Annotated in this window: 17 protein-coding genes and 1 pseudogene; 4 read left to right on the forward strand and 14 right to left on the reverse strand. The window is 72.0% G+C overall.

Going from position 1 to position 14211, the window contains the following annotated elements; all coding sequences use genetic code 11:
• A pseudogene (locus tag ACZ45T_RS38520) lies at positions 1-221 on the reverse strand (hypothetical protein); the annotation flags it as partial.
• A 523-nt stretch (positions 222-744) separates the two neighbouring features.
• Between ACZ45T_RS38520 and ACZ45T_RS38525 the strand changes: the two are divergent.
• Entirely contained in the window at positions 745-1116 is a 372-nt protein-coding gene (locus ACZ45T_RS38525) for a hypothetical protein (RefSeq protein ID WP_468449044.1), read from the forward strand.
• 184 nt (positions 1117-1300) lie between these two features.
• Here ACZ45T_RS38525 and ACZ45T_RS38530 read toward each other — a convergent pair whose 3' ends face one another.
• Positions 1301-1453 carry a hypothetical protein gene (locus ACZ45T_RS38530; RefSeq protein WP_468449046.1) on the reverse strand — a complete coding sequence of 51 codons (153 nt, stop codon included), beginning with the start codon at positions 1451-1453 and terminating at the stop codon, positions 1301-1303.
• Positions 1454-1897: 444 nt separating this feature from the next.
• On the opposite strand from ACZ45T_RS38530, the gene ACZ45T_RS38535 reads away from it, so the two are divergent.
• Positions 1898-2026: a hypothetical protein gene (locus tag ACZ45T_RS38535; RefSeq protein ID WP_468449048.1), complete on the forward strand. Its 129-nt coding sequence runs from the start codon at positions 1898-1900 to the stop codon at positions 2024-2026.
• Positions 2027-2455: 429 nt separating this feature from the next.
• Positions 2456-2656 (forward strand): hypothetical protein, encoded by a 201-nt coding sequence (locus ACZ45T_RS38540; RefSeq protein ID WP_468449049.1) that lies wholly within the window; start codon positions 2456-2458, stop codon positions 2654-2656.
• Between the two features lie 62 nt (positions 2657-2718).
• Here ACZ45T_RS38540 and ACZ45T_RS38545 read toward each other — a convergent pair whose 3' ends face one another.
• The 11 genes from ACZ45T_RS38545 to ACZ45T_RS38595 all read right to left on the reverse strand — a co-directional run bounded on the left by ACZ45T_RS38545 (position 2719) and on the right by ACZ45T_RS38595 (position 12286).
• Positions 2719-3078, reverse strand: a complete 360-nt coding sequence (locus ACZ45T_RS38545; RefSeq protein ID WP_468449051.1) for a hypothetical protein — start codon at positions 3076-3078, stop codon at positions 2719-2721.
• Between the two features lie 320 nt (positions 3079-3398).
• Positions 3399-5591 carry an RAD23 family protein gene (locus tag ACZ45T_RS38550; RefSeq protein ID WP_468449053.1) on the reverse strand — a complete coding sequence of 731 codons (2193 nt, stop codon included), beginning with the start codon at positions 5589-5591 and terminating at the stop codon, positions 3399-3401.
• Positions 5592-6742: 1151 nt separating this feature from the next.
• Positions 6743-7186 carry a hypothetical protein gene (locus ACZ45T_RS38555; RefSeq protein ID WP_468449055.1) on the reverse strand — a complete coding sequence of 148 codons (444 nt, stop codon included), beginning with the start codon at positions 7184-7186 and terminating at the stop codon, positions 6743-6745.
• Positions 7187-7233: 47 nt separating this feature from the next.
• A complete protein-coding gene (locus ACZ45T_RS38560) occupies positions 7234-7440 on the reverse strand; it encodes a hypothetical protein (RefSeq protein ID WP_468449057.1) in 207 nt (68 codons plus the stop codon).
• A gap of 26 nt (positions 7441-7466) precedes the next feature.
• Positions 7467-9011, reverse strand: coding sequence for a DUF2637 domain-containing protein (locus ACZ45T_RS38565; protein ID WP_468449075.1), 1545 nt, complete (start codon positions 9009-9011; stop codon positions 7467-7469).
• A 126-nt stretch (positions 9012-9137) separates the two neighbouring features.
• Positions 9138-9305: a hypothetical protein gene (locus ACZ45T_RS38570; protein WP_468449059.1), complete on the reverse strand. Its 168-nt coding sequence runs from the start codon at positions 9303-9305 to the stop codon at positions 9138-9140.
• A complete protein-coding gene (locus ACZ45T_RS38575; RefSeq protein WP_468449061.1) occupies positions 9302-9493 on the reverse strand; it encodes a hypothetical protein in 192 nt (63 codons plus the stop codon). The genes ACZ45T_RS38570 and ACZ45T_RS38575 overlap by 4 nt, the downstream gene beginning before the upstream one ends.
• A gap of 204 nt (positions 9494-9697) precedes the next feature.
• Positions 9698-10795 (reverse strand): hypothetical protein, encoded by a 1098-nt coding sequence (locus tag ACZ45T_RS38580; protein WP_468449063.1) that lies wholly within the window; start codon positions 10793-10795, stop codon positions 9698-9700.
• Positions 10792-11247: a hypothetical protein gene (locus tag ACZ45T_RS38585; protein WP_468449065.1), complete on the reverse strand. Its 456-nt coding sequence runs from the start codon at positions 11245-11247 to the stop codon at positions 10792-10794. Before ACZ45T_RS38585 ends, ACZ45T_RS38580 begins: the two co-directional genes overlap by 4 nt.
• Complete coding sequence (locus ACZ45T_RS38590; protein WP_468449067.1) at positions 11244-11933, reverse strand: hypothetical protein; 690 nt, start codon at positions 11931-11933, stop codon at positions 11244-11246. The genes ACZ45T_RS38585 and ACZ45T_RS38590 overlap by 4 nt, the downstream gene beginning before the upstream one ends.
• On the reverse strand, positions 11930-12286 hold the full coding sequence (locus ACZ45T_RS38595) for a WhiB family transcriptional regulator (RefSeq protein ID WP_468449069.1): 357 nt from the start codon (positions 12284-12286) through the stop codon (positions 11930-11932). Before ACZ45T_RS38595 ends, ACZ45T_RS38590 begins: the two co-directional genes overlap by 4 nt.
• 194 nt (positions 12287-12480) lie before the next feature.
• On the opposite strand from ACZ45T_RS38595, the gene ACZ45T_RS38600 reads away from it, so the two are divergent.
• Complete coding sequence (locus tag ACZ45T_RS38600; protein WP_468449071.1) at positions 12481-13236, forward strand: GntR family transcriptional regulator; 756 nt, start codon at positions 12481-12483, stop codon at positions 13234-13236.
• Positions 13237-13782: 546 nt separating this feature from the next.
• Here ACZ45T_RS38600 and ACZ45T_RS38605 read toward each other — a convergent pair.
• A complete protein-coding gene (locus ACZ45T_RS38605; protein WP_468449073.1) occupies positions 13783-13950 on the reverse strand; it encodes a hypothetical protein in 168 nt (55 codons plus the stop codon).
• Between the last annotated feature and the right edge of the window lie 261 nt (positions 13951-14211).

The following is a 14211-nucleotide window of genomic DNA, read 5'->3' on the forward strand; positions in this document are numbered from 1 at the left end:
GACGAAACGGGACGGTCGTCAGTTGACGAAACGAGGGGGGCGACGGCGGCGGCGACCGCCTCAGCGATCCGCTTCTGCTGCCGACGCTCTCTGTACGCCAGCTCTCGGCAGCCTTGCTTGCAGTACTCCCGCGTCCGGCCGACGCCGGACTGCCGGACGGGCCCACCACACCACGCGCACAGCGTCGTGCCGTCGGAGGCCCTGGGGGTCTCGTAGCTCATGGCGCCGACCGTACGCCGCCCGCCGGGGCCGACGGGGGAGCGGGGGTGCACCAGATGGCGGGTTCGGTCGACAGGGGGGTGCACGAGATGGCGGGTTCGGTGTCGAGCACCAGGAGCACGACGAGCTCGGCTCCACCGATCCGCCGGCCTTTCCCCGCGGCTCGGCCCCGGCCTGCGTCGCCGCGTACGTCTCCGCCGTCCCCCGTACGTCTCCGAGATGACGTACGCCGACGAGCACCAGGAGCACGAGCAGCTGGACGCCGCCGGTCCCCCGCTCCGAGTTGCAAGATCTGTCCCGCCCGCCCCCGGCCGACGACCCCTTCGACGCAGCACACCTCTGGCACTATCGCGCCGACCCGGCCGTCGACGACCCTGTCCCGCCCAACTGCCGGGAGCGGGGGATCCGCCGTCCCGCCCTGCGGTCCGCCCTCCACCGGTTCCGGCGACGGCCCCCGCAGGCTCGGCGGGCGGCTCTACGCTTGTCCAGCTGCCTGTCGACGCGACAGCACAGGGGGAGGACGACGTGCCCGAGGACGACCCGCAGGCCGCACTGAAGGCGAGGCGGATCGCCGAGCTGGAGGCCGAGCTGCACCGGTGCTCGGCGACGCTCGCCAACCTCCGGTCCGTCCCGGACAGCCAGGGACACAGCTACTTCGCCAACCGCATCGAGGAACTCGTCGCGGAGATCGAGGCGCTGAAGGCGCCAGCGGAGGAGCCGAAGCCGGAGCGGGACGGCCCGCCCGTGCACACGGTGCTGCTGGGGATCGGGTTCGTCGTCGCGGCGTACGGGCTGACCCAGCGCGCTTGGACGGCGCTGCTGATCGGCGTGGTGCTGATGGGCGTCTCGCAGCTGGTGAAGCCCAAGGACGCCGACACCGAGACCAAGGGCAGCTGACCCGACCTCGGCCCCGGCCGACACGGCCAGGAGCAGGACAAGCACCAGGCCGTCGTCGACGTACCGCTCGTGCGCCGGCCTTTCCCCGGCGGCTCCACCCCGGCCGCAGTCGCCGCGTACGTCTTCGACACCGCGCGTACGTCATCGGCTTCACGTACGTGGACGCCGCACCGAACCGCCACACCTATGCATCGACAGCGGCCCGCCGTGCCGCCAGAGCCGCCTCCAGACTCGGCCGGTGCAGCAGCAGCTCGTCCCACTCCTCGTCCGTCAGGGAGGCACGGATCAGTGCTGCCTCATACATCGCGGACGTGCTGATCTCATCGCTGGTCTCCATGCCCCGACCAACGAGCAACCCGGCCAGAACACACCTAGGCATTCTTGATGTGTCGGGAGCGAGAGCACCCAGGTATCTGCGATACGTGATCATGCTCGGGGCTTGCCCAACGTCGCTCGGGAGGCTTGCCCAGCATCGGGGGAGGCTTGCCCACGGGAGGCTTGCCCAGTGGGAACACCCCGTCAGATGCGCGTGCACGCGTACGCGTTGAGGTGGCGACCATGACCACGAGTTCGCGGAACCGTCGGCTTGCGTGGCATCCTGGATGCAGCTCTCGTCGGGACCGCCCGACAGGCGGCTCGTGACCGCCGGAGAGTACGCAGAGGCGGAACGGGGCCAGGCCAAGGCCAACCGACAGGCGATCCATGATCGTCGGAGCGGTCGATCTCCTCTGCGGTAAACCGCCCCGTCAGTGCGGACCGACGCACTTGACGGAGACTGCTGGTGAATCTCTTCCGCGACGCCCTGCCCGAGTTCATTGCCCAGGTCGGGTACGGGGTCCTCCTTCTTCTGACCACGACCGCCGTGCACTGGTGGAAGAACCGTGGGTCCGGCGACGACAACCCCGAGTGACACCGGCGAGGCTTGCCCGCGGGGGCTTGCCCAAGGGGGTGGCCGCACCGGTGCGGCCACCCCCTGCCGGTTGCACCGGAGGGGGGTTGGACAGTTGCGTGCAGAGGCGGACCGGAGGGTGCGCCGGCGGTGGGACCGGAGGTGTGAACCCCCCTCTCGGGAGTCGCGGCGTTGCCGCTGGTCATCCCCCGTGGGCAAGCCGGATCGGAGCGCCGACACCTCTTTCTGCGTCAGCCAGAGAGAGGTTTCTCGTCGTCGTCGGGGCAGCCGGGAGCCGCAGCAAGTTATGGGTTACTGGGCCCAGTAACCGGCGGTGGCGCGGCCGACGGATCCTCGGGGCGGACCGCGACGGGGACGTCGGAGGGGTGCCGTGGACAAAGGCAGTTCCCCGGCGCCGGGGAACTGCGGACCGGGCGGCAGACTTCCGTCATGAGCACCACGCGCCGCCCGCTGGGCACCGGTCCGACGACGAGCACCAGGAGCACGGCGACGCCGTCCTCGAGTACGCGGCGCCTCGCCGCGGAGCGCATCGACGTCGAGGACCAGGATGTCGCCGACGACGACTCGGCCGTGCAAATGCTGCGGGGCCGGCGCACTCTCGGCACCGGCCCCGCAGGCGGAGCAAGTTAGTGGATAAGACCGTCTTACCGGCCGCAGCCCCGTCCGTGCGGCGGGTCTTTGGTGCGGCGGGTTCAGGGGGCGGGGCGGCAGAGTTCGAGGCCGGGCGTCATGTCGCGGCCCATCGCGAGGAGCATTTCGTGGTCGAAGTCGGCGGCCTCGTGGGGGCGCTCGGCTTGCAGGGCCTCGCACATTTCCGGGGTGACCGGGTGACCGTTGATGGTGAGTTCGCCGTCCGGGCCGGGGCGCAGCGAGAGCCGCTTCCCGCCGAGCACGTCCTGGCGCCAGTCGTCCGAGGCGGGGCCGGGACCGAACAGTGCGGCCATGGCCTCGGCCGGAGTCGAGACGGCGTGCACGGTCACCGCCGGCGCTCCGCAGTCGCGGCGTCGTTGGTCGCGGCGGGCCTGCTTGGCGCGCTTGGCGTTGCGTCCCATTCGGGACCTCCTTCGTCGGAGCAAGTTGGGCGGTACTGGAACAGTGACGGGTCTGGGCGACAACTCGGAGTTGTCGCCGGGGTGTGAAACGACCCGTAAAACGAGGTGTTACACCGGGGGTGCCGGACCCCCGCCCCGACCTGCTCTGTTCCTCCTCCGTCACCGAGACCACCCCCTCTCCACGAGTTCCGTGGGGGTGGTCTCGGTGTCTGCGGAGGGTTTGGTCGGGGCGGGGGTCCGGGGTTGTTCAAGGAGTTTCGGTGGTGGTGGTCGGGAGTTCGGGGAGCAGTTTCGGGGGCGGGTGGTGGTGGGTTCGGGGGTCAGCTGGCGGTGCGGAAGCGGGTGAGGGCGGCGTCGAGTTCGGCAGGGTTTGCGGTGCGGGCGGCGCGGTGTGCGGCGCGGAATTCGGCGTGGGCGGTCTGGCGGCGGGTGAGTTCGGTGGCGGACTCGGGCGCGGCGGGGTTCTGGTCAGCGGCGGCTTGCTTCTGGGCGGCGAGGGTGGCGCGGCGCTTGTCCTGAGCGGCGGCCCACTGCTGCACGGTGATGCTGAGCGGGATGTCGTCGGCCTTCCGGATGCGGTCGTGCCACTGCTGCTTGGTTGCGCGGCCGCGCTTGTACTGCTCGGCGGAGACCGGCAGGGAGGCGTCGAGCGGGTCGGGGAGGACGTAGTCACGGCCGGAGACGAGGCCCCAGCCGTCGAGGAGGGCGAGCACGGCGGGCAGGCCGCCGACGTCTCCGGCGGCAAGCAGGTCGGCGCGTCCGCCACGGCGGCCGACGACGGCTTCGCGGAAGGCGGGCTTCGTAATGGCGACGTCGGGGGCGCGGCGTTCCAGCTCGGCCTCGTCAGCGTTGGCGAGTTCCTCGTCGTCGCGGTCGTCGAGTTCCTCGGCGCACAGCTCGGCGAGGCGCTCGCGGAGTCCTTCACTCCAGGTCAGGCAGCGGCGGCCCTTGGTCGCGATCTCGTACTCCATCCACCGCTTCAGGGCCCAGTCGTGGCCCTCGGCGGCGAGCATCGCGAGGTCGAAGGCGGTGCGGCCCTTGGCCCCGCGGGCGAGCTTCATGTCGGCGCGGGTCATCTCGGAGGCGAGCGGGCGGGCGGCGCCGGCGGTGCCTTCGGGGGCGTCGTCGGCGGGCTTCTCCTGAACCTTGGAGATGTACCGGGCGAGCGCCTTCTGTCCGGCCTTGTCGCGGGTGGCGGGGTCGACGCGGACACCGACGTCACGGCTGGGGACGGGGAGCTTGACCGAGCGGCAGCGGGCGGCCCACCGGTCGTAGAGCTCCTGCTCCAGGCGGTCGGCGGTCTCGCGGGTCGCCGGGGCCTCGGTCCAGATCAGCACGTGGATGTGCGAGTGCCAGCCGTTGCGGCCGTCGGTGATCTCGATGGTGCGGGTGGTTCCGGCGATGCCGTGGCGGGCCTTGAAGCCCTTCTTCCAGACGATGAGCTGGCCGTTCTTCTCGCGCGGCTCGATCTCCTCGGGCCGGGGGAAGCTCTTGTCCTTCGCGTACAGGCCGCGGTCGGCCCAGCGGACGGGGGCCCCGTCGCGGATGACGGCGCGGCCGACCCACCAGGCGCCCATGCCGACGCCGCGCCAGCCCTCGATGAGCTTGTTGAGCTGCCCGGCTTCTCCGTCGAGACGGACGTGCTCCCAGTGCGGAACGGTGAGCGTGACGAGGTACAGGCCGTGGCCAGCCTCCAGCCAGGCGAGGGCCCAGCGTTCGAGTTCAGCGGCGCGAAGTGCGCGGACCCGGGCCGAGCAGGGCGGGCAGGCCCAGACCGACCCGCAGCGGACCAGCCCGGAGAAGGAGCTGCTGCGGAGCCCGTCGCCGATGTGCACGCCGACGGCTTCGCCCTTGGGTGCGGCCTCGCACCACTTCACCGACGGGAGGTCGGTCCAGCCCTGGATCTCGTCGCGCAGCCGCAGGCGGGCGTCCTTCCGGGGCAGGAACGTCCCGCATCCGCCGTCCGTCGAGGCTCCGGTTTCGGGGACCGCCTCGCACCCCGGGACGCTGGTGACGCGCCGGTGACTCCGGTCTCGGTCTCCGCGCTGACCTGCGGCGGAAACGGTGTTCCCTCTTTCCCCAGCCGCCCCGCCGTGGGGGGTTGCGGCTGAGTCGTCCGTGACGGGCCGGAGGGGGCTGAGGGTTGTGGTGCGGCCCGGTTCAACTCCTGCGGCTTCCAGGGCGCCCTGGAGGGCTTCCCCGGGGCGCCTGGCGGCTCGGGCGAGCTCACGCTTGATGGCGCGGTCGATGGCGCGGGGGATGGGGCGGGCGGCGCGCTTGGCCTTCGCGGCTTCGCGGACGGCGGCCTGCCTCTGGGTGAGGAGGTCGAGGGGGGTGACGCCTGCAGGGGCGTCCAGCTGGCTGCGGCGGTCCGCGATCTCGTCGCGGGTCACGGCGGTCTGCTGGGCGGAGGACATGCCGAAGGCCGGCGCGGCGGCCGGTGAAGGTGTGACGTCCGGCGCGTCGGCCGGATGAGGTGTTGCGGGACCCGAGGCCCCAGGTACGCTGAACACAGCGTTGGGTCTCTTTCTGTTCTCGTCTAAGCAGCGGAGCTAAGGGACTCAGCGGAGAGGTCAGGGATTAGGCCCCCTGGCCTCTCGGCTTTTTCTGGGATTGATCCTGCCGTATCAGCGGCAACGCGTGTGACACGCCGCGCGGATTCCCCGAATTTCTCATTGGTCGTCAGCGGGCACACGGCGCGGTGCTGCTGGTGGGCCATCACGAGCTGGAGCACGCGGGCAAGGCCGGCGGCGTGCTCGATGTGGCCGCAAGCGCAGGCGGAGACGGCGCGGCCGGTTCCCTCGGAAGAGATCCAGAGACCGGGGTTCGCGGGCGACGGCCGGAGATCGGCGGCGGTACTGCGAGGTGCAGGCACGGCGGTAGTCCTTAGCACCCCCGCGCCGTTGCTGATCATCGTACGTCGGTTCGCCGGACGGCCAGTTTGACCGTTCTCGGTTCTGCCCGTTATCGCCTGCTGCACGCTGCGCTCTCCCTCGTCGTGACCATGGACGGAGTGGCAGCCCGATTCGTTACACCCCTGCGGGGCGATGACCTGCGCGTCTGCGTCTCCCACAAGTACGTCGAACAGGGGGTTCCTGTTACACCTGGGCTCGCGCGCGCGCGCGTTGGACGGTCTCACGGATGTTCCTTTCGCAGGTCAGCGGCCTGCGGACCTGTCTCACGCGGTCGCACGGGCAGTTGTCTGTACGGGCCGTTTCTACGCGGCGAACCGGACACGCCGGGTCGGCCGCCCGCGGGGTGGGCGCCGGCCTCCCGCGATCCCGTCAAGCGGGTCGGCGAGTTGGTCCTCCGTCCCGTCCACCGGGAAGCAGTGGCCGGAGGGTGCGCGGTGGCCCCCCCCGATCTTGAAGACGGGGCAGCTGCCCGATTCGCTACACCGGGGCCGGGAGATCGGACAGGCCGGGACAATCCGGCGTCTTCTTGCGCAGGTTGCGCAGGTCCACGCGCGTGCGCACGCGTAGGGGGGTCCAGTAAGTCCAGAAACCCCGTCCGCAGGTGCCGGGCTTCTTCGCGCCCGCGCGCGATAGGGCGGTGCAGAAAGTGCAGAAACCCCGGGCGCCGGAGGGGCTGGTGGGGTTCGGAGGGCCGAAGAGAGCCCGGACCGGCGGGTGCGGTCCGGGCTGGGGGCCAGCGGGGCGGACGGTCAGCGGCCGTCGGAGGTGAACCGCTCGGGCGGGAACAGGTCCGGGTAGACGTCCTCCTGGTAGTTGGTGGCCTCGGCGACCAGGCGCTCGTGCAGCTCGACGGGATCGCGCGGGGAGTCGACGTCGGGGATGTAGTCGTCGGCGTCCTGCTCGGCGGCCCGGTTGGCGGCGTTGGAGAGCTGGCCGGGCTCGGTGCGCAGAGCGTCGACCACCCAGGGGAACGGGTGGGTGGTGTCGGCGGCGGCGAACACGCGGGTGGCTGCCCCCGGGACGGTGCCGGGCTCGGCGCGGCCGTCGTAGAGCGAGGCCAGGAGCGTGGCCCCGTGGTGCTCGCAGGCCGGGACGGCGGTCCCGAGCTTGTCCACGATGGTGACGGCGTCCTGCGGGCCGATGCAGGGGGTCGGGTCCTCGTCGTGGGCGGCGGGGCAGCGGGTGGTGTCCATGTCGGTCTCCTCGTGACTCGGTTCGGTGGGGGAGGGGGTGTTGGCGGTCACTCGGCGGCCTCGGTGTCGAACAGCGTCTGCTGCCCGGCCATCGCGGAGACTCCCCGCCGACGGAGGGCCGCGTACTCGTGGGCGACCCATGCCGGGGTCGCGCGCCCGTCGAGGAGCTTCGCGGCGGCGGCCTGGGGCAGGCCGGTGGTGTAGGCGTCGTAGACGACGGCGCGGGCCTGGTCGGCGGTCATGGGCTCGGTCATGTCGGTGCCTTCCTCGTCGTGAGTGGTCAGCCGCGGTACCCGTCGGCGATGAACTTCGCGGCCTCGGCACGGCGCTTGACGGCGGTGCCGTGGGACGCGCCACCGAGGACTTCCTGGACGGTCTCCACCGGCATGGCCTCGGCGTCACCGGCGTACTGCTGGAGGACGATCCGCGCGACGTAGCGCGCCTTGCGCTCCTGGTCGCTCAGGTTCAGCTGGACCTCGGCGTCACGGGCGGCGTTCTCCGCGTCAACGGCAGCTCGGCGAGCGTCAGCAGCGGCGCGGTCCGCGTCAGCGGCGGCCCGCCGGTCTTCGGCGGCCCGGCGCTCCAGGAGGGCGGCCTGGTGCTCGATCTCGCCCGCCTCGAACCGGGCGTCAGCCGTGCGCCGGTCGAGGTCAACGGCAGCGGCCCGAGCGTCAGCGGCACGCTTCTCCGCGTCAGCTGCAACCTGGTCGTCCTCGGCGGCCTTCCTGCGGGCGGCGGCGACAGACGCGGACTCCAGGGCGGCGGCCTCCATCTCGGCGGCCCGCACCGCGGCTTCGGCCTGCGCGGCGGCGGCAGCTTCGGCGGTGGCCACTTCGGCGCCGGCCTTCGCGGCGGTGGTCGCGGTGCGGGCCTGGAGGATCGCCTGCTGCTCGGCGAGCTTGGCCTCGGCCTCCAGGGTCTTGATCTGCGCCTCGGTGGCGGCGAGCTTGGCCCGCGCCTGCCGCTCCTCGTCGGCGGCCTGGTCGGCCACGGCCTGGTCCTTCCTCGCCTGCTCCTCCAGGCGGGCGGCCTCGGCCTCCTTCTCCGGGATGGCCAGGGCCGCAGAGACGCTCAGCCCGTACGGAGCCATGCGGAAGGGCAGCATCTCGTCGGCCTTCGCGACCTTGCGCCAGCTCTTCCCGTACTTCTGCTCCAGGCGGGCGGCGTAGATCTCCCGCTCCTGGTCCATCTTCACGGCCTGGTCGTACGAGCGCAGCTCCCACAGCTTCATGCGGCGCCACAGCTTGAACGTGGGGCCGAGGGCCAGCGCCCAGCGGTGGGCGGGGACTCCGGTGGTCTGGTGGCCGGCGGCGAGCCGGGCGGCCTGGACGACCAGACGGCGGGCAGCCTCAGCACCGATGGAGAAGAGCGCAGGCATGATGCCGTGGGCCAGGGTCTCGGTGGAGAGCACCGCGCCGCCGTGGGCGCGCCCGTTGAGGACGATGGTGACCACCGTCATGCCGTGCCCGGCGAGCCGGAGGAACGGCCAGCCAATCCCGCGCTTGAGCAGGACCAGGTCGAGGACGAGGAAGGCAACGATGCCGCCGTCCACGCCGATGGGGAACCAGTCGGCCAGTCCGGGGGAGAAGTGCCACCCGATGGCGGCGGCGCGCAGCGTCTCGTACGACCCGGCGAAGCCGATGCTGCCGACGAGGAGTCCGCCTGCCGCGCCGATGACGTACAGGATCGGCATCAGCCAGCGGTCGACACGGGGCGTACGGGAGGGGCGGGGAGCCGGGGTTGACGCGGAGCGGTCCGTCGTTGACGCGGCGGCGTACGTCGGTGACCCGGGGGCGTCGGCCACGTCCGGCCGGGAATCGAGCATCGTCACGGGGGTCCTCCAGTGGAGCGGTAGGTGGCCCCGGGGCCGCCGTGGTTGACGGTGGCCCCGGGGGTGATGCGGAGTCCGCCCATCCTGCCGGGGACGGCGGACTTGGCGGGGGAGTGGGGGCTAGAGGCTGGACAGGTGCGCGGCGGCCTGTGCGGCGACCGCGTCGACGGCGGCGGCGGACTGCCGCACGAGGGCGGCCTGTTCGGCGGCCCGCTGTATGTCGGCGGCGGCGCACCGGCGGGCGGCCTCCAGGAGCTCGGCAGCGGCCCGCCGCTCCTCGTCGCTCACTGCCACCACTTCCGGGCGCCGGAGGAGTCCTGGTCCGTGGTGCCGGTGCCGGCCACCGGCTTGTCCCCGGCGGCCTCCGTCCACCCGCCGGTCTCGCCGGAGTAGGTCCTGCCGTGGCGCGCGCGGTCGGCGTCGGTCTGGCCCGCGCCCAGCTCGGACTGGCTGATCGTCTTGCGGAAAAGTGCCATGATGGCGTCTCCATCTCGTAGGTGGATTCGCCCGTCCCGGGGTGCTTGGTAGGTGGCCCGGGGCGGGCTTTTGCGTGTCCCGAACCCCTCTCGGGGATCAGGCAGTTCGGGGGTAGCCGGGCCGGTAGCCGGACCCGGTAGCCGGGGGGTAGACGGGGGTAGCCAGACCGGTAGAACCGCAGGTCAGGCGGGGGGTAGAACGGGCTACCCCACTCCCTGGGTCGACCCCTGGGAAGGGTCCTGGGGGAGCGGCTTCACCAGGGCCAGACGGGGGCCGGGAAAGGCCGGTGCGGGGGCCTCGGGGAGCACCCCGGCGGGGGCCTCGGACGGGGCCTCGGCGGGGGCCTGGAGAGGGTGCTGGACGGGGGCCGGGACGGGCCGCGGTGAGTCCGCCCCGTACAGCCGTCGAACAGCCTCTGTCGGGCCCATTCCGACCTTCGCGGTGAAGGCGTCCACGCGGAGGCCCTGTTGCCGGTCGCCCTTGATGTTCACCGTCTTGGTGACGGGGATGTTCGACGCCTCCAGCCACGTCATGAACGCGGACTTGTCCATGGCGCCGGGGGAGACAAGGCCAGCGACCTCGGCAGACTCCAGGAGCACCTTCACGTGGATGGCGGGCTTCCCCGTGTACTCCAGGTCCGAGAGGGCCAGCAGAACGTGGCGGGCCAGGCGGTCGCCGGGGGAGAGCTGATCCCCCGGCGCCTCGTCGTCGTCCTCCAGGTCCTCGGCGTCGTCGTCCTCGGCGTCGTCCCAGTCCTCCGGGTCGTCGTCCTCGGGAGCCGGGGCCGGGGGAGCGCCGACCATCCAGGCCGCGACCATCCAGGCCAGTCCCCCGCCGCACAAGATCAGCGGCTGGTGTGGGGCCAAGGCCACCATGGCGGCCTCGCCGACCACCTTCCACGCGGCGTACAAGGCGCCGGCCCCGACTCCCGCCCCGATGCCGAGGACGCCCCAGGTGTCCCCGGTCCCCCGGATCACCGGGGCGACGGGCGGCGCGGTGATCTGGTCCAGGTCCACGTCCTGGTCGTCCTGGTCGTCGTCGTCCAGGTCGTCCATGTCGTCGTCCTCGGCGGCCCGCTTCCGGCGCCGCGCCTTGCGGGCCTTGAGCTTGGCAGCGGCCCGCTTCCGCGCCGCGACGTCCGCCTTCTTCTGCTTCTCGGCCGTGGCGGCGGGGTCCTGCGCGGCCATGTCCCAGGCCCACTTCGTGGCCACCGGCACGCACCGGCAGATCTTGCCTCCCAGGACCATCGAGCCGGAGACCAGCGCGGTCAGCGCGGGGCCCACGCCCTGTACGCGGCTCACAGCGCACCGACCGTCTGCGCCAGCATGAGGATGCCGTTGTGGACGATGCCCCAGATGCCGCCCGCGCCGGAGTAGATGACCCCGGCCCCGATTCCGAGGGCCGCCGGGATCCACAGCTTCTTCCAGTCGAACAGGAAGATCACGCAGGTCAACGCGAGGGCGGTCCCGCCCATGCTCATGTCCCCGAACGTCCCGCCCTGGATCAGGGACTTCGGGACCTCGGCCGCCGCGTTCGACAGCTGGCCCAGCGCGGTGCCCGCCGTGGCGGACAGGATGCCCAGGCCGACGCCCAGCCCGCCGGCCTTGTCGCGGTTCAACTTGACCCGCTTCGAGCCGCGCAGGCCCGCGAGGAGCACGATCCCGTTCGTGAGGGCGAGGCCCGAGGTTCCGGCGCCGCCGAGTCCGGCACCGGCGGCCACCACGACGTCGGTGGCAATGGTCAGCGAGTTCACAGCAGTGCTCCAGGTGCGTAGAGGAGGGAAGAGGTGATGACGGTGGCGAGCGGGATCCGGGCCAGCCAGCGGAAGGGGCGGCGCCATCCGGCGGCCCGGGACTCCAGCAGCGCCCAGCACAGGGCGCCCGCGCCCCCGGCGACGATCAGCGGGGCCAACAACACCGACCACGGGGCGGACCAGGACAGAAAGTCGGCGACGAGCGGGGCCGTGCCCTGGCCCCAGTACGCGGCGCCCACAGCGGCGCCGAGCGGCGCGACGGGGGCGAACGGCCCGAGGAGGCCCTTGAACGGGCGAGCGATCCGGTAGGCGGCGTAGCCCGCGCCGACGGTGATCACGAAGGCGGCGCAGTTGGGGATCGCCAGCATCACCGCGCCCATGCCCGACTCGAACCCCCGCAGGTTCCCCGTCGCAGGGAAGAGCAGCAGGTGCCCAGACAGCGCGGCCGAGCCGTTGTACACGGCCCAGCGCAGACGGGGGTTGGCCACCGCCGCGACGGCAGCCGCCTCGACCTCACCGACGAGCGCGGCCGGGGTCGACTGCCCCCGCAGGGCCGCCAGCGTCGCCGCGCCGAGCTTGACCTTCTTGGCCTTCTTAGCTTTCTTCGGCTTCTTCGCCTGAGCCGGGACGGCGGCGGCGAGCCTGGCCTTCTTCTTCGTACGGCGCGCGGCCGTGGTGGCGCTCACAGCTCGCCCGCCTTCTGGAGCGCCAGGTACAGGGCGCGGCGCTCGGACTGCCTGAGCCCCGCCCGCACCCCCCGAACCTGGAAGACGGACGGGATCTCGCGCATCTCCCTGACCAGGCAGAGGTCCCGAATCGGGCACCCCGAGCACACGGCCAGTGCCTTGCGCTCGGCCCTGTTGGGCTCGTCCCCCATCGGCGACGCCTGCATCGCGAACAACTCCGGGTCCACCGTCGAGCACCCGGCGGGGGCGTCGGCCGCCTCCAGCAGGGACTTCCGGGAGATCAGCCGGTACCGGACGAGCAACTCGTCCGTACCGGGCCGGTCCATGGGCGGTAAGGCCGAGGTCCTAGGCATGACAACTCCCCTCCATCCAGAGCAGATCGGCTGCTCCGGGTCGCTGGTCAGCTCCAACACCTCGAAGTTAGGGGTCCCATGACGAAGTGTCAAGACACTTCTGAAGTGTCTTGACGGGTGTCAAGATTTCAGGTCTTCTGGCTTGACACGGTTAGCCTGGGGAATCAGGAGACCGAACCCGGAGGAGGACACCCGTGAACTCGAACGCCATCGCTGCGGACATCCGGAGGGGGATCGCCGCAGGTGAGTACCGGTACGGCGCACGCCTGCCGAGCGTCCGCGACCTTGCAGAGCGGTACGAGGTGAGCCAGCAGACCGTGGCCGCGGCATACGCGGTCCTGGCCGCCCTGGGCATGGTCAGGACCGAGCGGGGGAGCGGCACCGTGGTCACCGCCGGCCGCAGCGCCGACGCGCACCTGGGTACGTTCCTGCCTCCGGACCTGACGGCAGGCGTCGCGTGGAAGCCCAGCAACGACGAGGCCCAGGCGACCGAGGAGACGACCCTGGTACGGCAGCTCCCGGCGCCCAAGGCCATGGAGGCATGGGGGATCACCGAGGGCGCCCAGGTGGTCGAGCGGACCCGCATCCGGTCCATCGACGGGACACCCGCCCAGCACAAGATGACCGTGCTGCCCTACGAGATCGCGGCCCGCGCACCTGAGGGCCACGAGGGGGCGCCGCCGATGCTCGCTCCCGTCGGGGCCGTGCCGGTGAAGCCCCCGGTGGGCGTCCGCGTTGCCGACTGGCTCGGGTGGGACGTCGCGGTCACCGAGGCGTCGATCACCGCCGAACCCATGGACCCCGCCGCATCGGCCGCCCTGGGGATGGCCGAGGGGACTCCGGCTTTCCGGATCGTCAACGTCACCAAGGACTCCGCCGGCGCCACGGTGTACGTCACCGTGACCACCGCTCCCCTGCACCACCGCGTGACGCTCAACATCATCGGCTGATCGGCCCACCAGCGAGCCCCCGTCGGACACCCGGCGGGGGCTTCGTCGTACCCAGGACAGCCGTCCCCCTGGGGGACCCAGCCATCCGCCCAGACACACCTCTCCTCAGCCTGAATTGGCCGCAAAGCCCCCTGACATCGCCCGATCCACAGGCCGCCTACCTGCGGGAAGTCCGTTTTGCCCGCGAAGTTTTATCGGGCGGCCGGTGCTGGACCTTCTGGAGGACTTGGGGGCGCCAACCGTCAAATGGCATGCGCGGCCGCCTCCGGACGGCGACTGCGGGCGCGCTCGGATCAGCAAAAGCGGCCAGCGGCGGGAGGGGTGGGGGCGGTGGCCCTGAGCGGCCGTCTACCCGCCCGGGAGTTGGGCTGGGCGCCGTTCCCCCGCCGTCGACCCGAAAGGAGCGTGAGGCGCCCACCCCTGCCCGGAAATGGGCTGATGGGGAGCTGGCAGCTGCCGCGATGTGGCCGAGCCCGGCACTCTCGCGCCGCTCGTGACACGCATCGTCGTGGCTGAGGACCGGGTGCGGGCCCGGTGGGGGCGGGCCTACGCGCCGTCGGCGGGCTGCCCGTCCACGTGGTCCTGGCCCTCGGTGCGGGTCTGCCAGTACGCCAGTCGGTCTCCTATGTCGTCCTCCCACGACGGGATCGCCGGCAGGGGGAAGAGCGCGTCACCGGCAGGACGCTCCGGGAGCGGCATCGCCGAGGACGTCATCCCAACGCGCCGCCTGCCCTGGCGGGGCGCAGGCGGCAGAGGAGTCACCACCGGCGCCGCGGCCGGGGGATCGGGCACCGGAGCGGGCGCCGGAATCGCGGGTGTGGCCTGCACCGACGCCGTTTCGTCAACTGATGTTTTCGGGTGCGGCACCCGATCGTCAGTTGACGAAACGGGACGGTCGTCAGTTGACGAAACGAGGGGGGCGACGGCGGCGGCGACCGCCTCAGCGATCCGCTTCTGCTGCCGACGCTCTCTGTA

Source organism: Streptomyces sp. NPDC030995, assembly GCF_055571215.1.